Origin of the sequence: Flavobacterium salmonis (assembly GCF_903819435.1) — a bacterium.
Taxonomy (GTDB): Bacteria; Bacteroidota; Bacteroidia; order Flavobacteriales; family Flavobacteriaceae; genus Flavobacterium; species Flavobacterium chungangense.
This window is the reverse complement of sequence record NZ_CAIJDP010000089.1, coordinates 139,111-164,116: the sequence shown is the minus strand read 5'-3', so window position 1 is coordinate 164,116 and position 25,006 is coordinate 139,111. Positions and strand designations below refer to the sequence as shown.

The window sequence follows — 25,006 nt, the reverse complement described above, 5'->3', positions numbered from 1 at the left end:
GTTTTTTGAATTAAAAGTTACCTTTTTGTGATACTGCAAATTAATAATTTTAAAGTTATTACCTTTTAATTTGCAGATTTTTTTTATGCTTTTTTAGTATAACCTAAAATTTTTAAAACATCGTCAGAAGTTTGTTGTTCTGAGAAAACTTCAGTGGCTAAAATTCCGTTTTCGTCACGATCGATTAAAATATGTTTCGGTTGTGGAATCAAGCAGTGGTGTAAACCTCCGTAGCCTCCAATAGTTTCCTGATACGCTCCCGTATTAAAGAAACCAATATACAATGGTTTTTCTTTGTTGTATTTAGGTAAATAAATCGCGTTCATATTTTGTTCAGAGTTGTAATAGTCATCACTATCGCAAGTCAATCCGCCTAATAAAACCCGTTCGTAAGTATCATTCCAACGGTTCACCGCCAGCATGATAAAACGCTTGTTTATAGCCCATGTGTCAGGTAAAGTGGTAATGAAAGACGAGTCGATCATATTCCATTTTTCTCTGTCATTTTGTTGCTTTTGATATAAAATCTGATAGATAGCACCGCCACTTTCTCCAACTGTGAATGATCCAAATTCTGTAAAAATATTCGGGACATCAACTTCGGCTTCGTCACAGGCAATTTTAATCTGATTGATAATTTCATCAATCATATATTGGTAATCATATTCAAATGCCAATGAGTTTTTAATAGGGAAACCACCTCCAATGTTCAGGCCATCAAGACTAGGACATTCCTTTTTAAGTGCAATGTATACTTTGATACATTTTACCAATTCGTTCCAGTAATATGCGGTATCATTTATTCCGGTATTAATGAAAAAGTGAAGCATTTTAAGCTCTAACTTATCATTTTCCTGAATTTGTTTTTTGTAAAAAGAAACTATGTTTTTGTATCCGATACCTAATCTTGAAGTGTAAAATTCAAATTTAGGCTCTTCCTCCGCAGCAATACGAATTCCGATTTTGAATTTTCCTTTGATTTCTGCCTGAAGTAAATCTAATTCTTCATAATTATCGATAATCGGAATAGTATTTTTATGTCCGTTATTGATTAATCTTGCGATGTTGGTAATGTATTCGTCTCTTTTGAAACCATTACAAATAACATAAGTACTCTTGTTGATTTTACCGTTTTCTAGTAAATTTTCAACAATATTAATGTCAAAAGCAGATGAAGTTTCAACGTGAATGTTATTTTTGAAAGCTTCATTCATAATGTATTCAAAATGAGAGCTTTTTGTACAATAACAATAGTAATATTTTGCTTCGTATTTGTTTTTTTCCATTGATTTTCTGAACCAGGCTTTTGCTTTGTTGATATTTTCAGAAATCTGTGGTAAGTAGGTGAATTTTAATGGAGTACCATATTGCTCAACCAATTTCATCAAATCGATATTGTGAAATTGTAAGTTGTCTTTATTCAGTTTGAACTCTTCCTGAGGGAAATAATAGGTTTGATTGATTAGGTCAGAATATTTTGTATTCATTTAGCAATATTTTAGCATGTATTTTTAAATTTAGTAAACGTCTCTAAATCTTAAATTCAAACCCTGATATTGGCAAATACAATTTCCAGTTTTTCGTGTTCTGCCTTTGAACATAAAAAAACGTCTAAACAAAACGGACTTTTACTATTATAAAGACGGTTCAATATTCTTAATAAAGAACTATTGAGACGGTTTCTATAAGAACTAAAATGTCTTTGTTTATTGTTTGTTTTCATTGTGGCAAATGTAAAAAATAATATATACCTAATGCAATGCTTTTTATTAAAAAAATGTTTAAGACTTATAATCCTGAAACGCGTCCAGAATCAATTTATTTTCAACTGATTGATTAATTTTTATTTTCCCGATCCCTTCAATCAATGCAAATTGAATCAGACCATACTCGTTTTTTTTGTCGTGAACAAGTAATTCTAATATTGGATCGATGTCGTTTTCTTCAAATTGGACATCATCATAAATGCCTTTGATAGCAGTTTTGATTTCAGCATATTCTTCAGGTGAAATAAGGTCTTTATGTAAGGAAATGTAGCTTTCCAAAATCATTCCGACAGCAATAGCCTCACCGTGTAATAAGGTAGTTTTAGCCTCGCTTTCTAAAAAGTAACTTTCGATAGCGTGACCTAAAGTATGTCCGAAATTCAATGCTTTACGAATGTTTTTTTCCGTTGGGTCCTGAATTACAATATCGTTTTTAATTTCAACCGAGCGGTAAATCAATTCATCAAAGTCTGCATAGTCAATGGATTTTAAATTTAAAAACTGTCTCCAATAAGAGGCATCATAAATTAAACCGTGTTTCAGCATTTCGGCAAGGCCCGAACGCATTTCACTTTGTGGTAAGGTTTCTAAATATTGGGTATCAATTAAAACCATCTGTGGTACATTAATTACCCCAATCTGGTTTTTAAGATTTCCTAAATCAACACCGGTTTTTCCTCCTACAGAAGCATCTACCATAGATAATAGAGTTGTCGGAATATTGATGAAATCTACTCCACGCTTAAATGTAGAGGCTACAAAGCCTCCCAAATCAGTAACAACTCCTCCACCCAGATTAATTACCAATGATTTTCTATCGGCTCCTAATTCAGTAAGTACATTCCAGATTTGAATACAGGTTTCTATATTTTTATTTGCTTCCCCAGATTCGAATTCTATAATTTCAATAGTTAAATCGGTTTCTAATAAAGGTAAAAATTTAGGTAAACAATGCTCATTTGTTTTATCATCAACTATAATAAAAACATTGGAATATTTCGTCTCCTTTAAGTGATTGTTTAAGGCTTCGTATGCATTTTGGTTAAAATGTACTAAATAATTATTTGCTTGAATAGATTGCATAATTCTTCGGTTAATTGAATCGGCAAAATAAGGCATTTTTAACTAAATAATATTCAAATCCCGATTCTAATTTGTTTTAAAAATAAGTTTTTATAATCGTTAAAAATAAATTTATTTGATTAAATTATACGGTATTTAACCCTCATTAAGTTCTAATTCCTTCTTTAATACTAATTTTAGTCGGACTCTTCATCTGATTATTTAATGTTATGAATTTTTAAAAATATCCCTCTTTTGTTAAATAATATTCAAAACACTCTTTATCTTTGCCTAAAAACTAACTTAATGGAAAAAATATTCGACAATACTCAGGTTGCATTTTCGTTAAAAAGCGATACAGAACTTGACAGGGCTTATTTTCTTTTTAAAATGATTGACAGCGAACCTTTGGTAAGGATTGGTACAGCTGTTACCAATTTTGCCATAAAGGCACATCTTCCTGTTGAAGGGCTTATTCGTGCCACTGTATTTGACCATTTTTGTGGTGGTATTAATGAAGACGATTGTATTACAGTTGTTGACAAAATGTTTACCAAAGGAGTTTCGTCTGTTTTGGATTATTCTGTTGAAGGAAAAGAAGAGGAAGAGCAGTTTAATGCTGCACTGGAAATGACTTTAAAAACTATTGAATTCGCCAAAGAGCGTCTGGCAATTCCGTTTGCAGTTTTTAAACCAACTGGTTTGGGACGTTTTGAATTGTATGAAAAATTAGGAGAAAAACAAGTTTTAACCCCATCAGAACAAGAAGAATGGAGTAGAGTTGTAGCTCGTTTTGATCATGTTTGCAGTGAAGCACATAAGAAAGATGTGGCATTACTAATTGATGGAGAAGAAAGCTGGATGCAGGATGCCGCCGATGATCTGGTAACTGAGATGATGCGCAAATATAATAAAGAAAAAGCCATAGTTTTTAATACTTTACAAATGTATCGTTGGGATCGTTTGGATTATCTGAAAAGGCTTCATGAAATTGCTAAAAAAGAAGGTTTCTTTATTGGAATAAAATTAGTTCGCGGCGCTTATATGGAGAAAGAGAATAAAAGAGCAGAAGAAAAAGGATATATTTCTCCAATATGTGTTTCTAAAGAAGCGACTGATGAGAATTATGATGCTGCTGTACTTTATATGCTGGATCATTTAGACACGATGTCAATTTTTGCAGGAACCCACAATGAATTGAGCTCTTATAAACTCATGGAGCTGATGGAACAAAAAGCAATCGCCAAAAATGACAACAGAATCTGGTTTGGGCAATTATACGGAATGAGCGATAACATCAGTTATAATCTTGCAGAGAATGGATATAATGTTGCAAAATATTTGCCTTTCGGACCTGTAAAAGACGTGATGCCGTACCTGATTCGACGTGCAGAAGAAAATACCTCTGTGGCTGGGCAAACGAGCCGTGAATTGTCAATGATTAAAGCAGAACGTAAAAGAAGAAAAGGGAAATAAAATTTTTCAATATACTACTATCTTAAACAAAACCGTCTCATAACCTGAGGCGGTTTTTTTTGAGTTTATTTTTTTCTCATAACATTCACTAAACAATAAAAACAAAGAGTTAATCATAAAGTAACTATTACATTAATTACAAAATTTTGCTGTTAAATAGATTTGTACCAAATTAAAATTTACCAATATGATAAAATCTTTACTACTAAATCCACACAACGCTACAACCAATTTTAAGTCAGAATTATTTAATCTAAGAACAGGATTATTATCAATTATGGCAATACTAGGTTTTAGTCAAAATAATGTGGCTCAGACTGTAGATCTTTCGACTTATGTCAGATTAGGACGATACGATTTGCCGGAGCCAACAAGAACCGCACATCCTTTGAATAATTTACTGGCTCAGGAAGCTTCGGGAGTAACTTACAACTGGGATACCAATACGCTTTTTATTGTGGGTGACGGAACTACTTCAGTCACTCAGGTATCACTGACAGGACAGTTTATCGATACGATGACATTAGCTCAGGGAAGCAGCCCACAAGGAAGTGATTTTTATGACTCCGAGGGGATTACTTACATTGGTAATGGTCAGTTTGTAATGACTGAAGAGCGTGACAGACAAGTCGTTTTGTTTACGTATGCTGCGGGAACAACACTTACGAGAAGTAATACAAAAACGGTAAAACTAGGAGCATTCGTTAATAATACAGGAACAGAAGGACTTTCTTATGATCCGCTTACGAATGGTTATATTGTTTTAAAAGAGATATCTCCAATGGGAATTTTCCAGACAGGAATTGATTTTGATGCAGGAACAGCAACTAATGGTTCGCCTACAACAGATAACTCTGTTAATCTTTTCGATCCTGCATTGCTAGGTTTTTCAGATGTTGCTGATGTTTTTGCTTTATCTAATTTGCCGGCACTAAATGGTCAGCCTTTGTATAACAATTTATTGGTATTGAGCCAAGAAAATGCCAAAGTAGTAAATATAGACCGAAATGGAGTAATTTCAAGTACTTTAACTATCGTGTCAGATCCAGGAAATCCTTTAGATGCTGCTAATCAGCAACACGAAGGAATGACTATGGATCGTAATGGTAATTTATATATCGTCAACGAAAATGGAGGTGGTGATATCGATCACCCGCAGCTTTGGGTGTATGCTCCTTCAGCTTTACCAAATCAGGCTCCAACAGCTGTTGCTTTGGCAAATACAATAAATTCCGTTTTAGAAAATACAACGACTACACCTGCAGTTAAAATTTCAGATATTTTGGTTACAGATGATGGATTAGGTACAAACACCTTATCATTATCAGGTGCAGATGCAGGTTCTTTTCAAATCATTGGTTCAACTTTATATATCAAAGCAGGAAAGGTATTGGATTATGAAACTAAAACGAGTTACAGTGTGACTATAAATGTAGATGACACAACTGTTGGTTCTACTCCTGATGCTTCTGTTAACTTTACCTTGTCAATTACAGATGTAACTAATGAAGTAGCACCAATTGCAACAGTAAGCATTACAGAAGTAGCACCCTGGTCCAGCAGTGTTGATCCAATTAAAGCTGATTGGTTTGAAGTAACAAACAACGGAACTACTGATCTTGATATTACAGGCTGGAAAGTAGATGATGATTCTAAGACATTTTCTTCAGCTTTAACTTTGAATGGAATCACCACTATTAAGGCTGGAGAATCTGTAATTTTCTTAGAAACAACGGCTGCAAATAATGCAACTGTTATCGCTAACTTTAAGTCTACCTGGTTTGGAAATACTATACCGGCAGGTTTACAAGTTGGAAGTTATAGTGGCGGTTCAATAGGTCTAAGTTCAGGAGGTGATCAGGTAAACTTATTTGATGCGAGTGGAAATCTAAAAGCAAATGTCATTTTTGGAACATCAACTACTAATGTAACATTTAATAACGCAGCCAGTCTTAACAATGCGACTATTTCAACATTAAGTCAGGTTGGTGTTAACGATGCCTTTGCAGCTAAAAATGATGCGAATCAAATAGGCTCTCCTGGAACTACAGGAAAATTATTTATCTCTGAAGTGGCACCATGGTCAAGCGGTGACAGTCCTGTAGCAGCTGACTGGTTTGAAATTACGAATACTAAAGGAGTAGCGGTTGATATTACAGGCTGGAAAGTTGATGATAATTCACAATCACCTGCAGCAGCCGTAGCTTTAAACGGAATTACAAGCATTAATCCGGGAGAATCTGTAATCTTTATTGAAACTAATGATTTAGCCGGAAAAACTACGACATTTTTAAATAACTGGTTTGGAGCAAATCCTCCGGCAGGTTTGAGAATTGGGAATTATACTGGTTCCGGAATTGGTTTAGGGACAAGTGGTGATCAGGTGAATCTATATAATGCTACAAGCAGCACACCAGTAACTTCTGTATTGTTCGGGGCTTCATCTACAGGAACTTTCAAAACATTTGATAATACTGAAGGGGTAACTACTATAACTACACCAATTACGCAATTGAGTGCAGTAGGTACTAATGGTGCATTTTTTGCCGCTAACAGCAGTACTGAAATTGGTTCTCCGGGTGTTTTTGTTAAAACAAGCCCTAATTTAGGTATTGAGAATCCTTCAGAAATAAATACTTTTAAAGTAGTAGCTTATCCGGTTCCTTACAGTTCAGTTTTTCAGTTAGATTTAGGAACACTTAGTAATGATAGCGTTGTAATAAATGTATATGACATGAACGGAAAACAGGTAGATGCTTTTGAGTTCAGTAATGCTGATGAAGCGCAAAGCCAAAGAATAGGAAATGATTACGCAACTGGTGTTTACAATGTAGTTGTAATTCAGGGAGGAAACAGAAAAACAATCCGTGTGATTAAGAAATAATATTAGAATATTTTCTAAAAGAAGAAGCCGTTTCAAAATAACTTGAAACGGCTTCTTTAATTTTATAATTCTTGATCTTTTAAGAAAAAACAACTGTTTTATTGCTGTAAACCATTGTCTTACGCTCAGCATGTAATTTTATGGCTCTTGCCAGAACAATACGTTCCAAATCACGACCTTTCATTATAAAATCTTCTACCGAATGTATATGTGAAACACGTGCAATGTCCTGTTCAATAATTGGGCCTTCATCTAACTCTTCTGTTACGTAATGGCTCGTTGCACCAATAATTTTCACTCCTCTTTTAAATGCTGAATGATACGGTTTTGCACCAGGAAAAGCAGGTAAAAAAGAGTGATGGATGTTTATAATCTTATTTTCGTAAAGCGAAATCAATCCAGGCGTAATAATTTGCATATAACGCGCCAGAACAATAAAATTAATTTGATATCTTTTTAATAATTCGATTTGCTTAGCTTCACCTTCTTCCTTATTGTCTTTTGTAAAAGGAACACAATGAAACGGAATATCAAAGCGCTCTGCTATAGAACGCAGATCATTGTGATTACTAATGATTAACGGAATTTCAACATTCAACTCACCCGCACTGTATCTTCCTAAAATATCAAATAAACAATGATCATATTTAGATACAAACAAAGCCATTTTAGGCTTTTGCTCCTGATTATACAAGTCCCAGGACATATCAAAATCAGCGGCAATGGTCTGGTTAAAATCATCTTTTAGATTTTCAATTGTAATGTGATGGTTGGTTAATTCACATTCTAATCGCATAAAAAATACATTTTGTTCTGTATCAACATGCTGATCGATATAAATAATGTTTCCTTCAACTTTAGCGATAAAAGTAGTCACTGCTGCAATAATTCCTTTTTGGTCTTTACAGTGAATCAGAATGGTGATTTTTTGCATTATAATTTTTTAGTTAATCGGTTATTTGCTTATTTGTTATCCTGCATGGCAAAAACACTTTTTAACAACGGAGTTGTTCTTGCACTGATATTATTTCGGATTTCTTTTTCTTCTACGGCAATCATTTTAAAAACACCTGCCAAAGCCTGATTCGTAGTGTAATCAGTTAAATCAGGATTTACTTTTTTTACCAGCGGAATAGTGTTGTATTTGTTAATAATTTTTGTCCAGATAACATCAGCACCCACTTTTTCAAACGAACTTTTAATTACAGGATTAAATTTTGCGTACAAAGGAGTTGTGGTGCTTCCTTGTAAATAACTTGTTGCAGCACTGTCATTTCCTAACAAAATGTTTTTAGCATCAGTAAAAGACATGTTTTTAACAGCTGAGACAAATATTGGCGTTGCCTCCTTTACGGCATCTTCAGCCGCACGGTTCAATACTTTTATTCCTTCATCTGCAAGAGAACCAAGTCCCACTTTTCTCAAAGTTGCATCTACTTTTTGAAGCTCTGCAGGCATAAGTATTTTTACCGCTTCATTTTTATAGAAACCATCGACAGCAGTCAATTTGCTTACCTGTTGCGTTATTCCTTTATTTAAAGCTTCTTTTAGACCAGCAGAGATATCAACACCCAGATTTGGAATTTGTGAAGATAATTGTGGTAACTGATTTAGTGTTTGTTGTACCTGCGCACAGGAGTTAAGAGAAAATGCCAATGACAGAAGTATAATCTTTTTCATTAAAATGGGGTTTTTATAAGTTTCAAAAATACTACTTATTCAAAAACAAAGCCACAATTTTATTTCAGGAGCACAAACATTTTGTTTCATAGTTAACTTTTGTCCTGCTGTCCGCTAAATTCCGCACAGAAAAAGTGCGGGATACCGCTTCCATCAGGGCTATTTTAGAAATTTAGACTTTATAAGACCTAAAAACAAAAGAGCTACCCAAAACTGGATAGCTCTTCTTTAAAAACAATTTTTTAAATTTAGAATGAACCACAGGTATTACCTGCAAATGTAGCACCGGCACCGGCAGAGATGTCTGCTTTAACAGCAGATGCTGCAAGAGTTGGGATAGTATAAGGAGGAGTAAATGAAGTGTTTTTTCCTGCAATATTACCACTTGTATTAGTGAAAACATTTCCTGATGTAACAGTTACTGCTGTAAGACCTGTCATTAAGTCAATTGGTGTTTTTACATTTTCAAAAAGGTTGTTTTCTACTTTTATATCAGCTTCAAAACCTGCAGCAATACATTTGTTGCTGGCAGAACTATTGAAATAACTGTTTATGATGTGGATTTTTCCAAATCTAACTCTTGGCATTCTTTCTTTACATCCGCTTGCCCACCAGCAACGTGCAAATGTAATTCTTAATGTTCCACGGTCTCCTGTAGCGCTATCGCTTGAACCAATTAAATTTGAGTATCTGTGATCGTCAGAACCTCCTGATCCTCCTGCTTTAGGGGCTTTTAAATAAGTGAATTTTGTATAAGAAACAGTTACATAATCAGATTTGTTTTTGATATCAAAGTTTCCATCAACTCCATCTCTGAATTCGCAGTGGTCAACCCATACATTCTGGCAGTTGTCTAAAGTTGCATTGTCCCAGCCATCTGTATCATAAGCTCCCGGACCTTCAAAAATCAGGTTTCTGATAATGATGTTTTTACAACCTTTAAAGTAAATGATACCAGAACCATCTTTAGTCTGATTTGTTGAAACAATTTTTGCACCGCTGGTACCGTAAATTGTTTTTCCGGTTTGGTTTTGAAATGATAATCTTGCAGAAACAGTAATAGTTCCGGACACTTTTATCACTTTTACAGAAGTATTCTCAATCGCCGACTTTAATTGGGCATAAGTAGTCACTGGTGTTTCTGCTGATGTTCCTCCTCCGGTTGTTCCTCCGTTTTGAGATGCCCATCCGGGAACTTCTGAGCAAACTCCAACTTTTGAGGTTGAAACATTTTGACTCGCAGCGGCACTTGCATTTTCAGTACTGTCTGAAGTATCTTCTGTATTACAGCTTGTAAAAGCCAAAGCAATTGTAAATAATGAAATAGTTAGTTTGGTTTTAAATTTCATAATGGTTTTTGTTTGGTTAAAAACTAATTTTTATAGCGATGCAAATATGTTTATTAAATCCTACAGTAATATTGAACTTGTTCAATAAATTTGTAATTAATTTGAATATTTAATTTTTTTTAGATATTTAATTTGAATATAATATAATTTTAGTATTTTTGCGTAATCGATTACATTATTTAAATTCACTCCCCAATGTTATGAAATTTAGAAATTTTAATTAAGAAATAATTAAAAATTATGTACGAAGCACTAAGACAAAATATAGAAAGAAAAATCACTCTTACAGATCAGGAGTGGGCTTTCATACTAGATAAAACAGAGTTTATTAAATTGAAAAAAAATGAATTTTTACAGATTCAGGATTCTAACAATTCTTATGAAGGTTTTATACTCAAAGGTGCTTTTAAAACCTATATTTTGAATGAAAATGGCACAGAAACTGTTATTTTCTTTTCATTTGAAAATGAATGGATGTGTGATCTGGAGAGTTTTTATTACCAAAAACTGACAAAATACAATATAAAAGCCATTGAAGACAGTGAGATATTAGTAATTAATAAATTAAACAAAGCATTGTTATTCAAACAGGTGCCTAAACTTATACAGTTTCATATCTTAATGGTAGAAAGAGCCAATATTGCTATACAGGAAAGGCTTTTGGATGTTTTGAACAAGACTTCAAAACAGCGATATATTGAGTTTGTAGAAAAGTATCCTCATAAAACAAAAAAAATAAATAATAAAAATTTGTCTTCTTATTTAGGCGTTACTCACGAATTTTTATCAAAAATCAAAAAGAGTTTTTAACTCAAATTAAATCTCTCTTTTTGGGTTATTAAATTCCCTTAAAGCATTGCATCATTTTATTATCTGAATATATAATTTAAGATGATAGAAATCTGTATGTCTGCGAACTAATTATTTTTTGTTAACATAAAGCTATCTGTTCATTGAATTGTTGAAATATTTTGTAAATTGCGCTATAAAATTATCATATTCGCAAAATGGAACAACAAAATATATATATTCCTAAAAATAAAGTAAGAATTGTCACAGCCGCTTCGCTTTTTGACGGACACGATGCAGCCATTAATATTATGCGCCGTATTATTCAGTCGACCGGTGTTGAAGTGATTCATTTAGGACATGACCGAAGTGTTGAAGAGGTGGTAAATACTGCTATTCAGGAAGATGCAAATGCTATTGCAATGACTTCTTATCAGGGCGGACACAATGAATACTTTAAATATATGTATGATTTGCTTCATGAAAAAGGAGCGGGGCATATTAAAATTTTTGGTGGCGGAGGCGGAGTAATTCTGCCTAGCGAAATCCAAGAATTACACGGATATGGTATTACCAGAATATATTCACCAGATGATGGTCGTTCTTTAGGACTTCAGGGTATGATTAATGATTTGGTGGAACGTGCCGATTTTCCTGTTGGAGACCAATTAAACGGAGAAATCGATCATATCGAAAACAAAACGCCAACTGCAATTGCACGTTTAATTTCCGCTGCAGAGAATTTCCCTGAAATTGCAAAATCGGCTTTTGATACAATTCACAAAATAAATTCCAATTCTAAAATTCCGGTTTTGGGAATTACAGGAACGGGCGGAGCAGGAAAATCATCTTTGGTGGATGAATTGGTTCGTCGTTTTTTAATTGATTTTCCAGAAAAAACAATCGGATTAATTTCTGTCGATCCTTCGAAAAGAAAAACCGGAGGAGCGCTTTTAGGCGACAGAATACGTATGAATGCGATTAATAATCCTCGTGTATATATGCGTTCGCTGGCAACGCGTCAGTCGAATTTGGCTTTGTCTAAATATGTAGCCGAAGCCATTCAGGTTTTAAAAGCCGCGAAATACGATTTGATTATTTTAGAAACTTCAGGAATTGGGCAGTCGGATACCGAAATTATGGATCATTCTGATGTTTCTTTATATGTAATGACACCTGAGTTTGGAGCTGCAACGCAATTGGAGAAAATCGACATGCTTGATTTTGCCGATTTAGTGGCTTTAAACAAATTTGACAAACGTGGTGCGCTTGATGCGTTGCGCGATGTAAAAAAACAATATCAAAGAAATCATAATCTTTGGGATAAAAATCCGGACGAAATGCCGGTCTTCGGAACCATTGCTTCGCAGTTTAACGATCCGGGAATGAACACGCTGTACAAAGCGATTATGGATAAAGTGGCAGAAAAAACAGACTCGGACTTGAAATCGACTTTTGAAATCACAAAAGAAATGAGCGAAAAAATCTTCGTGATTCCGCCACACAGAACACGTTATTTATCTGAAATTGCCGAGAATAACAGATCTTATGATGAAACGGCAATTGCACAGCAAAAAGTAGCGCAGAAATTATACGGAATTTATAAAACCATAGAATCGGTTTCGGGAAAAGTGCCTCAAATTATAAAAGCAGGAATAGACGACTCTACTGTTTTGCCAATTGGCATCACAGAACATGACGAAAACCGAATCTTTTTAAACCTTTTACTAAATCAGTTTGATAAAGTAAAAATGGATTTAGATCCCTACAATTGGGAAATTATCCTGAATTGGGCTGATAAGGTTGCGAAATATAAAAATCCGGTTTACTCGTTTAAAGTTCGTGATAAAGAAATTAAAATTGCGACACATTCTGAAAGTTTATCGCATTTACAAATCCCAAAAATTGCTTTGCCTAAATACGAAGGCTGGGGTGATATCCTGCGATGGAATTTACAGGAAAATGTTCCCGGCGAATTTCCTTTTGCTTCGGGATTGTATCCGTTTAAACGTGAAGGCGAAGATCCGTCGAGAATGTTTGCAGGCGAGGGTGGACCGGAAAGAACAAACAAACGTTTTCATTACGTAAGTGCAGGATTGCCTGCAAAACGACTTTCGACCGCTTTTGACAGTGTAACTTTGTACGGAAACGATCCCGATATTCGCCCTGATATTTACGGTAAAATCGGTAATGCAGGCGTTTCAATCTGCTGTTTAGACGATGCCAAAAAATTGTATTCAGGTTTCGATTTGGTTCATGCATTAACTTCGGTAAGTATGACGATTAATGGGCCTGCGCCAATGTTGTTAGGTTTCTTTATGAACGCTGCAATCGATCAGCAATGCGAATTGTACATTAAAGCCAATGAATTAGAAAAAGAAGTTGAAGCCAAAATCAACAAAATTTACAAAGAAAAAGGAGTAAAGCGCCCGCATTATCAAGGCGATTTGCCTGAAGGAAACAATGGTTTAGGATTAATGCTTTTGGGTGTTACCGGCGATCAGGTTTTACCTTTGCATATTTATAACGAAATCAAAAGCAGAACTTTATCTCAGGTTCGTGGAACAGTTCAGGCAGATATTTTAAAAGAAGACCAGGCGCAGAATACCTGTATTTTCTCAACTGAATTTGCTTTGCGATTAATGGGCGACGTTCAGGAATATTTTATTACTAAAAACGTTCGTAATTTCTATTCGGTTTCGATTTCAGGATACCATATTGCAGAGGCGGGAGCGAATCCAATTACGCAATTGGCGTTTACGCTTTCAAATGGTTTCACTTACGTAGAATATTATTTGAGCCGCGGCATGAACATCAACGATTTTGGTCCAAATTTATCGTTCTTCTTCTCCAACGGAGTAGATCCGGAATATTCGGTTATTGGTCGTGTGGCGCGTAAAATTTGGGCGAAAGCCATGAAAAACAAATACGGAGCCAACGAAAGAGCACAAATGCTGAAATACCATATTCAGACATCCGGACGTTCGTTACACGCACAGGAAATTGATTTTAACGATATCAGAACAACGTTGCAAGCTTTGTATGCCATTTATGATAACTGTAATTCGTTGCATACCAATGCGTATGACGAAGCGATTACAACGCCAACAGAAGAATCTGTACGTCGTGCCATGGCGATTCAGTTGATTATCAATAAAGAATTAGGTTTGGCAAAAAACGAAAACCCAATTCAGGGATCCTTCATCATCGAAGAATTAACCGATTTAGTTGAAGCTGCCGTTTTACAAGAATTCGACAGAATCACAGAACGCGGCGGAGTTTTGGGAGCAATGGAAACCATGTACCAGCGTTCTAAAATTCAGGAAGAAAGTTTGTATTACGAAACCTTAAAACACAACGGCGATTTCCCAATTGTGGGCGTAAATACGTTCCTGAGTTCAAAAGGTTCGCCAACGGTAATTCCGGCAGAAGTTATCCGAGCTACCGAAGAAGAAAAACAATACCAGATTACGATGCTGGATAATTTGCATCAATTTCACGAAGCAAAAGTTACTGAGCATTTAAATAATTTGCAGCAAGCGGCTATTAAAAATGAAAATTTATTCGATCATTTAATGGAAGCTACAAAAGTTTGTTCTTTGGGTCAGATTACTTCGGCGTTATTTGAGGTTGGTGGGCAGTATAGAAGGAATATGTAAAATGAATAATTTGCCTAAATCAAAATGAATAAAAATCTAGTGTTTTCGGTACTTTAATTGTTGTTTAGGTTTTAATGAATTTATCGGAATACACTTTTGGTTGACTAATTGTTAGCTAAAAGTGTATTTTTTATTTACATTTGATTTCAAAAAAATTAAACATGGCAACTATTAAATATTTAATTCAAAGTAAGAATGAAAATGCAAACATTTACGTTCGTTATTCATTGAATAGAGAATCTGTATGGAAGCGTAAGACTGGTTTTGTAGTTAATCCAAATGATTGGAATAAAGACAAAGGTCAACCAATTCAGAAAAATCAGGAGTTGAAAGCAATTAAATTTAAGTTGGATAAATTGTCTGTCTTTATTAATGATGCTTATAACAATGATGTAGATAAAGGAATAATATTTACTGGTGAATGGTTACAATATCAAATAGACTTATTCAATAATAAAGTTGTTGTTGTTGACTTAGATGTATTAACTAACTCTATAGATTATTATATTGATAGTGGAGATAATTTAACTAGAGGTTCTATCAAAAATTTAGAAAACCTAAAAAAATTTATTATTAATTACGAAGTTGACCATTTAAAAGGTAAACCAGTAATTATTAGAGATATTGGTTTGGATTTTATTGATACGTTTAAAAAGTACCATAAAGCCAAAGGTCGTTCTGTGAATTATATAGGCACTTACATTTCAATATTACGAGCAGTTGTTAATAAGGCATCATTTAATGGAATTCTGACGCATCCACAGTTTAAACAAATCAAATCTATAAAAGAAGTCAAAGAATCTGAGGAGATTATAATACTGACAGAAGCAGAACAAGAGCTTATAAAGAATGCAGAGTTAGTACGTGAAGCACACATTAACGCTAGAAAATGGCTATTGTTAGGCTGTTTAATTGGACAAAGAGCTGGTGATTTACTTAATATTACAGACAAAAATATTAAGATTATAAAAGGGTCGAAAATTATAGAATTAAGACAACAGAAAACTGGTAAATTGGTTGTTATTCCATTACTTCCAAAGGCATTAGAAATAATTGAAAATGGGTTGCCATATAAAATAAACCTAGAGCATTTTAATCATTACAGTAAAGAAGTATGTAAAGAAGCTAAAATTAATACGAAGGTAAAAGGTAAGATGCGTATTGATGATAAAAGGACTTTAACTTTTGGAGAGTATGAAAAATGGCAAGTTATTAGTTCTCATGTTTGTAGACGTTCTTTTGCGACTAATTTTTATGGTCATATTCCAACTTCAGTTTTGATGGGAGTAACTGGTCATGGAACAGAGCAAATGTTTTTAAAATATATTGGCAAAACGACTTATGACAATGCTTTTCAAATGTTAGATTATTTTAGTAGATTGTCTCCCGAAACAAAACCAACTAAATCAATAGAAAAGTGACTAATAGCGAAATAATTGAATTTTACGAAAATATCGATAAACTAACTTCTTTTAAAAGAATTAGAACCGTCTATGACTTGACAAATGATTTGGATATAAATCTTTTACGTTTTCTAAGAAAAGATTTTTTTATGTATCATTTGTTAAAAATAAAAGCAGAAGTATATCTTCATAGTGATGTGGACAGTAAAGATATCGAACATGTTTACGATACACTTTTGGACGGAGACTATTATATGTACTATATAGAAGATACAATAGATACGTTTTGTGAGTATATTGATAAAAGTTTTATTAATGAATTTATAGATAAGATAACCCACTTCTTTCCTGAGCTTAACATGTTGACTCGTATTAGCTATACTAAAATAAAGCGAACCCAATTCGGAGATGAAAAGTTGCCATCAGAACCTTATGATGAATTAATGGAGGAGTACAATATTCCAATAATTAGAAGAATTTTATATCTTGAAAAACTTGGCGTTATTGATTTCCTTAAAAAGGAGAGACCTTTTAATACATCTATAAACAGCATGGCAAATATTTTGGGTCATATTATTGATGCAAAACCAAGTTCAATTCAACCATTGTTGAATCCGCTTTTAGGCAACGATTTAGACAATAAAAACAATCCGTTAAATTCAGCTAAAAATGTAATGGCTGTTGAAACCCATTTAATGAAAATCGGTTATTCTGTAAAGAATGCTACTAATGTTGATATTTAACTTTTAATATTATTTGAAGAAATAATCAACTTCTAATTTTTTGAAACTTTGCATCAATGTAAACATCTGCTAAATCAATTCCATCTTTATAGGATGTATTTTCCAACCAGTCATTTACTATGATACTAAAGCCAAACATGTTTAATCGCTTTGCAATTATAGACCAATCATTGTACTCGCTTTTGTCAGGAAATGCAATAATTTTGTATTGCTGAATAGGCTTCAAGAACTCATATTTAAAACCACTTTTACTACCAGTAGCCATCCAGACATAGTCTGGCTTAAAAATACTCATTATTACTGCTGTTTTTTCACTTTCCACCAATCCAATTACTTGTACTTCAGTATCTTTAATAAGGTGTAACCCAAATAAGCATTGGTTAAGGTTGAATTGGTTTACAATTCCTTTCCTTTTCAATATACTATGCACCCAATCAATCAAAGCTTTACCATCATCACTTTTACTTCGTTTTCCCGTTTCTTGATTATAAGCTAATATTTTGCCAGCATGAACACGTTCATAGTTATCAATTTGCCAAAAAATAGTAGCACCAATCCAACGCTTAGAATTACAAATAAGATACTTTAGTACTGCTTCTTTCACTTGCTCTTCAGAGAAAAGAGTTTTTAAAAATTGAACAAAATTATTCTCAAAATTTACCATCATACTTTTCTCTACCAATTCCAAACCATGAAAGCTTTTCGCTAATGGTAATGACGGCTTTTCATTTATAGTGATTATTGAACCTGTAGGAGAGCTAAAATAACCACACCTACTTTCACGGTCACATCTACCCAAATCATCACTCATATACATTCGGCTTTCACTTTCAACGAACTTAACGAACGTCTTCTTTAAACACTTTGGGCAAATAAACTTTTTACTGCTCCTGTCTAGGCTATATTTATACTCTCTCATTATTATTATTATTATTATTATTATTATTTATTCACTGTGTTCATGGTGTTCACTCTTTTAATAATGAACATCATGAACATTTTATAGTTTGAGATACTTATTTACTGCTCCTAATGAAATATTCAACTCTCTAGAAATTTCTCTTTGACTTTTACCATTATCACTCAATTCCTTAGCCAGTTCAATAACCTCATCTCTATCTGCTTTATTTGATTCTTTTAAATGAGTTTTTTCTTCATCAAAATCCACAAACTCAAACTCTAGAAAATTGTGAGGTTTTACTATTTGACAAACGCACACATTTTCAGCTCCATAAATCTCTTCGGTATTTCGTTGTTTTATCTGTTTGATGTATCTTAAACTGGAATCTCCCGAACTTTGACCAATAGTAAATGAACTATCACAAAAATTCATTAACATCCTACTTCCTGCCAAATCATTTTTAGTTATCGCTTTGGACATATCTCTTTTAGGGGTATGCGCTAAAACTAACATGGATAAATCGTATTTAGTTTTCAATGCCTTCAATTCTTTCATTAAAGGAAGTGCATCTTTTGCGGATTCATTACCACTTTTAAGATATGTTAGATTATCAACTATTATAGTTTTAGCACCTGTACTAGCAATTGACAACTCTAATGATTTCAAAAGGTAAGTCTCAAAATCTGTATTCGGTGGTAAGTCCGCATCACTATTGATTTCTATTCGGCTAAAACCATTATCGAAAAAATAATGCTCATCATAATCCTTAGAATATCTATTTTCAAATTGTTTAGCGGATAACTCAAAATCAAGATATAAAACATGGTGCTTTTCTGCTTCTAATTTAAAAGGTGTTATCTCCTTATTTTTACTTATACTGTCAGCTATTTGTACAGCTAGAATTGATTTTCCCACATTGGAATCAGCAAACAGAATGCATAATTCTCCCTCGAACCAAAACTCACCAAAAAGCATTTTCGGCATAGGTTTATTTTTTGCTTCTTGTATCCATTCATTACCAGTTTTAATTGTGAATAAACCAATATTTTTATTTTTAACTATATTATTACTTGCAGTCATTGCTTTATCAATTACGTTACTTAATACTTCTAATCCGTTGTTTACATTTTCCATAGCTTATGAATTGATAGGTTTAACAGCTTCTAATACTTCATCTCTTTTATAGTACACACGATTTCCAATACCATAGCTTTTAAGCCTTCCACTTTTTGTATGTTTCCAAAGACTTGTTTTGTTAAAAGAAAGAAGCTCACAAACCTCATCTCTAGTTAGAAATGGGTTGCCTGATTGGATTTGTTCCTGAGCGTTAACAGCTAGCATTGGTTTTAATATTTCTGCGAGTTGCTCAATTGTGATACCGTTTAAAAAAATTTGATTGTTCATAATTACCATGTTTGTTATTTGATGGTACAAATGAAGATTAGGGATTTTTTAGGGTTTCCCTAATTCGAATAGCAAAAACTTAATCACTTGATTTTATACAAAATAGGTGCAATAATTTGTTTTGCAATTGGTTCGATGCTGGGGTAAAAATGAACTTTACTAAGACCATTCTTGAAATAAAAACACTTTTTTTTTAGTCAAAGTGCATCTTTTTCAAAAGTTTCACATATTTATAAATAGACAACAGACATAACCAAGAGATTAGTAACCTCTCTTGACCTTATTATATCCAAATTAGAATGAAAGAAAAGTTTAATGAATTAATCAACAATGCAAATAGTAAAAGATATAAGACCTATTATAAGCTTAACCAGTTACCAGAAATAACAGGTCTATCAATAAGAATGCTGAAATACAAAATGATTAGAATCAAAGAAAAATATGCTGGAGTGACCAGTTTATTAGATAAAGACGGTAAGCAATGGAAAATACACTACTCAATCATTAACGAATTTATGCCAATCAACAAAAGAAAAATTTATACTGAGAGCAACTATGATTGGCAAACTTTCGTGAGTTGGAATCCTTTTGAAAACTATGACAAGGAATACCATCAAGAACTGATTTACCAGATAAAAAATGAAATGCCAGACAAATACATTAAGTATACAATAGAACTGGATGGAAGAGGATTTAACCATGTTCACTTTATCACAGATGGGAAATTACCAGAAGTAAAAACAATAGTTGAAAATGTGATTTACAAGTACTTTTCCTGGAACGAAATATCTTTTGAAGCTACAAGCATAACAAACAAATATAACAGCGTAAACTACGCTAATAAAGCACCAATAATAACAGAAATAATATAACAACCAGATGAACGAATATGAAATAACAAATTTTGATTTCAGTCCACACTTACGAGAATTACTGAAAAACTATTGTGAAATGAAATATGAAGAAAATTCAATAACCGATGATTGGCACTTGTGGCAAGAGTATCAATTATTAAAAAACAATAAATTGAACGAACTTTTTGTAGTTGAATATCTTTTAAACTCATGGAAAAATGGATAACATTGACGAAAAAATAAGAATCAAACAAATGGAAATGAGTATTGAAGAAAATCCAGAAAGAAAAGCTGAATTACATAAACAAATGACCAAATTACAACTTCAAAAAGAAATTGCTGTAATAAGAAAAAAAATAGAGCAGTTAGGATAGCCCTCCCTCTTCTTCCTCCCCCTGTTCCAAAATACATGTGCTCTAGTTATCCGCCTCCTAGGTAACAATTTTTAGCTAAGTGAAATCCCTTACATCAGATTGGCTTTCAAAATTTCGACACCAAAATCGCAAATAATAGTTCCAAAAGTGCAATTTATAGGTACTAAACGGTTCTAATTCGTACCTAAATGCTCCTGTCTTTACTCAAGTGTTTTCACAATAAAAAGCCTCTATTTACAAGAAATAGAGGCTTTTTTAATGATGTGTTGAATGCGGTCTTGTTATTTTTGATTGCAGATTATCTTCACTAAAGGTTACTAGGTCATAACGTTGTTCTTGCAAAGAAATACCAAAAACGTTAGTTTCCTTTTCTTTCGTTAATCTAAATCCGAATTTTGTATAAAGAATATCTACTTTTTAAAAGTTTACTAACGCTTATTTTTTGATTATTTTCTTCTGCGTAATTTCGGTTCATGTCTCCAGTAACATCTTGACGTTACAAGAGGTTTGGGATTAAAGATGCGAGTTTTTTCCATTATGTACAAGTTTTACAAGTACAAAACCATTTTTAAATTCAGCCAAATGCCCAAATATCTTGGAACGACTGTTGTAGGTAGTTAGTTTTTTTAGTCCCAATTTAAGACGTCTTCAATTTCGTCACTAATGACTGATTTTATAGTTCCGTCTGAAGTCATATATGGACTTCCTCCTGAACCCATTCCAAACCCAAAACCACCACCAATCATATACACCAAAATATCTCTATTATATGGTTCGTTTATTCTTCTTATAATACTTTTAATTTCATCATCGTTAGTTGATATATTATATTTCGCCTTAATATAATTTATTAAAGTTGATGGACTAACAGCTCCACCATCAGAGTCAAAATCTTCGAGTAGATGCATTAGTAAACTGTATGCTATAATTTTATTTCTGTTGTTAGAATTTAATCGATAGAGTTTATTTAATGGTTCAAAGGTTTTTTCATATTCCCCAAGCATTGTGTAACATCTTGCCAAATTGATTAAAGCATCATCATTAATTGGCATTATTTTTAATGCTTTTTCAAAATTTTCTATTGCAAGTTCTATGTTATCATTTCTATATGCATTTGCTCCTTGATTATTAAACGCATCAGTTTGCGATGCAATTTGCATTTTTTCGGACATTGACATTGACTGGAATTTTCGCATAAAATCTTCAAAACTATCAGTATTTGAATAATTATCTAATTTCTTTTTCTGGTCATTATTTTCAGCCTTTACATAGATTATATCAACATTTCTGTCGTACATATGAATTGAAACTTTATTTATATTTCCATTAAATTTATGGAGGGTAAGACCATAATCAGCAAAAGACGAGCCCATTATGTCATTACCAAAACCTCTTAAAATAATTTTACTATCTGTTTCTTCCAACATTTTCATTTGCTTTTCAGCCATTTGAATATTATCGCCCCAAACTGGATGATTTTCATTCATATTATACATTGTAACATAGAAGGTTTTATTGTTAGAAGTTTTCACTCTAATTCCTCTCCAAGCGCCTTTGTTATTTGCATTAGTTGATTGCCCATTTTGGATTCGTGTATGGTCGTCTGATAAAAATTTGAAATCAGTTAAATCAATTGACGGATTCTTATCAGAGTCCGATTTTAAAAGGTCAAATATTCCCATTTTTTCGTTTTTTATTTTTCTTGGCTATTTTCGGTCTAATTACCTACAACTTGTGCATACTCGCCATAAACTACGACAAGCTGTCCGATTTTGGATGTATAGTCGCGCTATTGTGTATTGCCTTTATACAAAAATAGAAAAAATATTATTGTAAATTGCGCTCAGGATAAAATTTATGGAATACTCAAAAGAGGAGAATCATAAAAGTTTCACTTCTAACAATAGTAATACTTTTTATTTTAGCTAAAACATTGATAATGAGTGATTAATAATGTTTTGATGAATTTTACAATTAAAATAGTTTCACTTTTAATTCAATTTAATTGTTTTTGAAACTTTTAACACTATCTTTACAGTAATAAAAATCACAGTCATGAGCCTTAAAAATTCAATCACTACTAGCGACTATCTAAATTTTGATTCAACTCTGAACAAAGCAATGAAAATCATCAAAACTGAAAAAAACTATAAATTAGGTTTTCTAGTCGTTTTTGGCATAAATGCTGGATTGCGAATTTCTGATATTCTAAAATTGAAATTTGAAGATTTAGAAAATGACTCAATTTCATTAGTAGAATCTAAAACGAATAAGAAGCGTGTTATTAGATTAAACGACAATATTAAGAATGCTTACGAAGTTCTTAAAACAAGAACAGATATAAGAAGTGGTCATGTTTTCACTTCAAATCAATCAACAGTAATAACGGTGCAATATGTCAACCGTAAACTAAAAGAAATGTTTGCTACTAAAAACGTTGCAATTAGTAGTCACTCCCTCAGAAAGACGTTTGGTCGTCAAGTTTGGGCTAACAATGGAGAAAGTGATAAAGCCCTTTTATACCTGAGTGAATTATTCAATCACTCATCCCCAGCGATAACAAAAAGGTACTTAGGAATCAGACAAGAGGAATTGGATGATATATACATGAGTTTGTAGTGTTCATGTTCACGGTGTTCACGCTTTTAAAATATGAACACCGTGAACATGAACAAAAATACTAGACAATTTAATTCTTGCCTAATAGTTGTTCAAGCAATAAGAAATGTATTCTAATCAATATTTAAGTTCGATTTTTTTAAAATTTGACTATTACTACTTCCATCATTAACTAATAAGTATAGTTTGTTGTTATAATACGTAAAACCGTTGCAAAAAGATGGAGACTGAGTGAGTTTAATAACTTCTTCAACAATTAGTTTTCCATTTTGACTATCGACTTTCCAAATAATTGGGTCATTTAAGCCAACATGATATTTATTTGTAGCAGTTCCCATTAAGTATAAATAGTTATTTATCTGCTTAAAATATGAAATTTGCCCCACTGATTTGCTATTTTCCATAGCTAATTCTTTGTACCATTTTATATTTAGGTTTTCATCATAACAAATTATTTTTCCTCCATCTGAAATAATTTCAAAAAAATCGTTATTGTTTTTACTAAATAATTTGTAATCAGCATCCACAATAAAATTGTATTTTACAAGCTCTAGCTTAGGATTCAGAATAATTGCTAATTGATATTTATGAGATGAAGCCATTGGTAGGCTAGTGGGATAATGAACTTTATATTGGTCATACAAGTTAATATTTAACAGAATATTTCCATTATTCAGATAATCCATTGAATCAATGTCCCATGTATATGCTCTACGCCCAACTTTAGTTTCAACAATACCATTACCTCGATTTATCATTTTTGGCATATCACTATTTTCAATAATGTTACTTACATTTAGCATTTTCATATTAATAAATGCTTGTGAACTATTGAATAACTGAATATATACAAAACCATTTTGATTTTGTATATCTATAGCTTTGGAACTCATTGCATAATTTCTATTTTTGTCAATACTGAAAAAATATGATTGGTCTTCATTAAGCGTATTTTTTGTAACTTGAAATCTATAAATCTTACCGTCTTCTTCTATATCAACGTATGTACCAACTTTCGTAAATTCGCACATGGCATTTGGTGAATAATAGCTCCACTGTTCGTTTTTATAACGAGGATAATTGTAGTATTCAAACATGCTATAATCTTTTACAGAATATGATGATTTATACACCTTCGAATTGCGAAAAGTAAAAAATAAATTCTCATCAAAATCTGGTCGTAAAATATTTAAAGCTCCTAGCTTACTAGCATTAGAATTAGTTCCATCTAAATATTCAATTGTACCAAATTGTTTTTTATTTAAGTCATAAACAGAAAAACCGTCAAGTTGCCAATGTTGACCACCATTACTACTTCGAGGTACAAATAATAATCCATCTTTAATGAAAAGTTCATCTTTCCAATGTTGAGCTTTATTTCTACTCTTTGCCTGTGCATCATTTTTTATTGCGTCTAAAAAAGAGGGGAAAGGCTCAAAATTTGATTCTTTTAGGTTTTCAAGAGAAAAGGAAGTTTGAGCACTTATTTTAATGGGACTCAGAATACATCCCAAAAAGAGAAATTTAATAGCACAGAATAGAACGATGTTTTTTTTCATTTTTTAGAGTATTTACTTATTAGTGAACATGAATTTTTTCACAAATATATATATTTATAGCACAAGTGCTATAACAATTTTCATGTAAATATCTTCTTTTTGATAAGTGGAAAAGAATGATAAAAAAACTAGAATACTAATCTTCGATAAAGAAGGATTAATGTTGTTGGCTAGACGACTAAAAGAGCTACGTTCTGAAAAAATGATGTCTCAGGAAGAACTTGCTGATAAGTCAGAAATTACTTTGTCACAGATTGCAAGAATTGAAACCGCAATAATAAATCCAACCGTTAGTACAATATTTAAAATTGCTAGAGGTCTGGATGTTTCACCTAAAGAGTTGTTTGATTTCGAATTAACTAAAACATCGAAATAAAAAATTCTTGGCTGACTTATATTACTTCATTTTATCGATATAAATTTTATTTTGTTGTCTAAAGGTTGACTAAAAACGTTCTAATACCAACAAAACATGGTTAAATCA

21 protein-coding genes are annotated in these 25,006 nt (G+C 32.7%); 11 read left to right on the top strand and 10 right to left on the bottom strand.

Features of this window, described 5'->3' with window-relative positions; translation table 11 throughout:
- Nucleotides 1–83: 83 nt before the first annotated feature.
- On the bottom strand, nt 84–1,487 hold the full coding sequence (locus FLACHUCJ7_RS22875; protein ID WP_031457675.1) for a type III PLP-dependent enzyme domain-containing protein: 1,404 nt from the start codon (nt 1,485–1,487) through the stop codon (nt 84–86).
- 294 nt (nt 1,488–1,781) lie between these two features.
- Nucleotides 1,782–2,849: a 3-dehydroquinate synthase gene (aroB, locus tag FLACHUCJ7_RS22870; RefSeq protein ID WP_180910659.1), complete on the bottom strand. Its 1,068-nt coding sequence runs from the start codon at nt 2,847–2,849 to the stop codon at nt 1,782–1,784.
- Between the two features lie 285 nt (nt 2,850–3,134).
- On the opposite strand from aroB, the gene FLACHUCJ7_RS22865 reads away from it, so the two are divergent.
- The gene (locus FLACHUCJ7_RS22865) at nt 3,135–4,304 is read left to right on the top strand and encodes a proline dehydrogenase family protein (protein ID WP_180910658.1); all 1,170 of its coding nucleotides are present in this window, start codon (nt 3,135–3,137) and stop codon (nt 4,302–4,304) included.
- A gap of 187 nt (nt 4,305–4,491) precedes the next feature.
- Nucleotides 4,492–7,188 (top strand): SdiA-regulated domain-containing protein, encoded by a 2,697-nt coding sequence (locus tag FLACHUCJ7_RS22860; protein WP_180910657.1) that lies wholly within the window; start codon nt 4,492–4,494, stop codon nt 7,186–7,188.
- A gap of 79 nt (nt 7,189–7,267) precedes the next feature.
- Here FLACHUCJ7_RS22860 and purU read toward each other — a convergent pair whose 3' ends face one another.
- The 3 genes from purU to FLACHUCJ7_RS22845 all read right to left on the bottom strand — a co-directional run bounded on the left by purU (nt 7,268) and on the right by FLACHUCJ7_RS22845 (nt 10,217).
- Nucleotides 7,268–8,122, bottom strand: a complete 855-nt coding sequence (purU, locus tag FLACHUCJ7_RS22855; RefSeq protein ID WP_180910656.1) for a formyltetrahydrofolate deformylase — start codon at nt 8,120–8,122, stop codon at nt 7,268–7,270.
- A gap of 29 nt (nt 8,123–8,151) precedes the next feature.
- Entirely contained in the window at nt 8,152–8,868 is a 717-nt protein-coding gene (locus FLACHUCJ7_RS22850; protein WP_078229371.1) for a DUF4197 domain-containing protein, read from the bottom strand.
- Between the two features lie 248 nt (nt 8,869–9,116).
- Entirely contained in the window at nt 9,117–10,217 is a 1,101-nt protein-coding gene (locus tag FLACHUCJ7_RS22845; RefSeq protein ID WP_180910655.1) for a pectate lyase family protein, read from the bottom strand.
- Nucleotides 10,218–10,457: 240 nt separating this feature from the next.
- Here FLACHUCJ7_RS22845 and FLACHUCJ7_RS22840 point away from each other — a divergent pair, with 240 nt between their 5' ends.
- The 4 genes from FLACHUCJ7_RS22840 to FLACHUCJ7_RS22825 all read left to right on the top strand — a co-directional run bounded on the left by FLACHUCJ7_RS22840 (nt 10,458) and on the right by FLACHUCJ7_RS22825 (nt 16,811).
- Nucleotides 10,458–11,027, top strand: a complete 570-nt coding sequence (locus FLACHUCJ7_RS22840) for a Crp/Fnr family transcriptional regulator (RefSeq protein WP_031456609.1) — start codon at nt 10,458–10,460, stop codon at nt 11,025–11,027.
- 197 nt (nt 11,028–11,224) lie between these two features.
- A complete protein-coding gene (locus FLACHUCJ7_RS22835; RefSeq protein WP_180910654.1) occupies nt 11,225–14,665 on the top strand; it encodes a methylmalonyl-CoA mutase family protein in 3,441 nt (1,146 codons plus the stop codon).
- Between the two features lie 161 nt (nt 14,666–14,826).
- A complete protein-coding gene (locus FLACHUCJ7_RS22830; protein WP_180910653.1) occupies nt 14,827–16,086 on the top strand; it encodes a tyrosine-type recombinase/integrase in 1,260 nt (419 codons plus the stop codon).
- Nucleotides 16,083–16,811, top strand: a complete 729-nt coding sequence (locus FLACHUCJ7_RS22825; protein ID WP_180910652.1) for a hypothetical protein — start codon at nt 16,083–16,085, stop codon at nt 16,809–16,811. Before FLACHUCJ7_RS22830 ends, FLACHUCJ7_RS22825 begins: the two co-directional genes overlap by 4 nt.
- A gap of 25 nt (nt 16,812–16,836) precedes the next feature.
- On the opposite strand, the gene FLACHUCJ7_RS22820 is transcribed toward FLACHUCJ7_RS22825, so the two are convergent.
- From FLACHUCJ7_RS22820 to FLACHUCJ7_RS22810, 3 genes are all read right to left on the bottom strand, one after another.
- Nucleotides 16,837–17,730 carry a DUF6371 domain-containing protein gene (locus tag FLACHUCJ7_RS22820; protein ID WP_230408898.1) on the bottom strand — a complete coding sequence of 298 codons (894 nt, stop codon included), beginning with the start codon at nt 17,728–17,730 and terminating at the stop codon, nt 16,837–16,839.
- An 81-nt stretch (nt 17,731–17,811) separates the two neighbouring features.
- A complete protein-coding gene (locus FLACHUCJ7_RS22815; protein ID WP_180910650.1) occupies nt 17,812–18,846 on the bottom strand; it encodes an AAA family ATPase in 1,035 nt (344 codons plus the stop codon).
- A gap of 3 nt (nt 18,847–18,849) precedes the next feature.
- Complete coding sequence (locus tag FLACHUCJ7_RS22810; protein WP_230408897.1) at nt 18,850–19,116, bottom strand: helix-turn-helix domain-containing protein; 267 nt, start codon at nt 19,114–19,116, stop codon at nt 18,850–18,852.
- A gap of 299 nt (nt 19,117–19,415) precedes the next feature.
- Between FLACHUCJ7_RS22810 and FLACHUCJ7_RS22805 the strand changes: the two genes are divergently transcribed.
- From FLACHUCJ7_RS22805 to FLACHUCJ7_RS22795, 3 genes are read left to right on the top strand one after another with little or no spacing between them, the layout of a single operon-like run.
- Complete coding sequence (locus tag FLACHUCJ7_RS22805; protein ID WP_180910648.1) at nt 19,416–19,988, top strand: hypothetical protein; 573 nt, start codon at nt 19,416–19,418, stop codon at nt 19,986–19,988.
- A gap of 7 nt (nt 19,989–19,995) precedes the next feature.
- Nucleotides 19,996–20,196, top strand: coding sequence for a hypothetical protein (locus tag FLACHUCJ7_RS22800; protein ID WP_180910647.1), 201 nt, complete (start codon nt 19,996–19,998; stop codon nt 20,194–20,196).
- A complete protein-coding gene (locus FLACHUCJ7_RS22795) occupies nt 20,189–20,344 on the top strand; it encodes a hypothetical protein (protein WP_180910646.1) in 156 nt (51 codons plus the stop codon). The genes FLACHUCJ7_RS22800 and FLACHUCJ7_RS22795 overlap by 8 nt, the downstream gene beginning before the upstream one ends.
- 626 nt (nt 20,345–20,970) lie before the next feature.
- Here FLACHUCJ7_RS22795 and FLACHUCJ7_RS22790 read toward each other — a convergent pair.
- Entirely contained in the window at nt 20,971–22,026 is a 1,056-nt protein-coding gene (locus FLACHUCJ7_RS22790; protein WP_180910645.1) for a tetratricopeptide repeat protein, read from the bottom strand.
- 373 nt (nt 22,027–22,399) lie between these two features.
- Here FLACHUCJ7_RS22790 and FLACHUCJ7_RS22785 point away from each other — a divergent pair, with 373 nt between their 5' ends.
- Entirely contained in the window at nt 22,400–22,963 is a 564-nt protein-coding gene (locus FLACHUCJ7_RS22785; RefSeq protein ID WP_180910644.1) for a tyrosine-type recombinase/integrase, read from the top strand.
- A gap of 113 nt (nt 22,964–23,076) precedes the next feature.
- Here FLACHUCJ7_RS22785 and FLACHUCJ7_RS22780 read toward each other — a convergent pair whose 3' ends face one another.
- Nucleotides 23,077–24,522 carry a hypothetical protein gene (locus tag FLACHUCJ7_RS22780; RefSeq protein WP_180910643.1) on the bottom strand — a complete coding sequence of 482 codons (1,446 nt, stop codon included), beginning with the start codon at nt 24,520–24,522 and terminating at the stop codon, nt 23,077–23,079.
- A gap of 106 nt (nt 24,523–24,628) precedes the next feature.
- On the opposite strand from FLACHUCJ7_RS22780, the gene FLACHUCJ7_RS22775 reads away from it, so the two are divergent.
- Nucleotides 24,629–24,898: a helix-turn-helix domain-containing protein gene (locus FLACHUCJ7_RS22775; protein ID WP_180910642.1), complete on the top strand. Its 270-nt coding sequence runs from the start codon at nt 24,629–24,631 to the stop codon at nt 24,896–24,898.
- Nucleotides 24,899–25,006 lie beyond the last annotated feature (108 nt).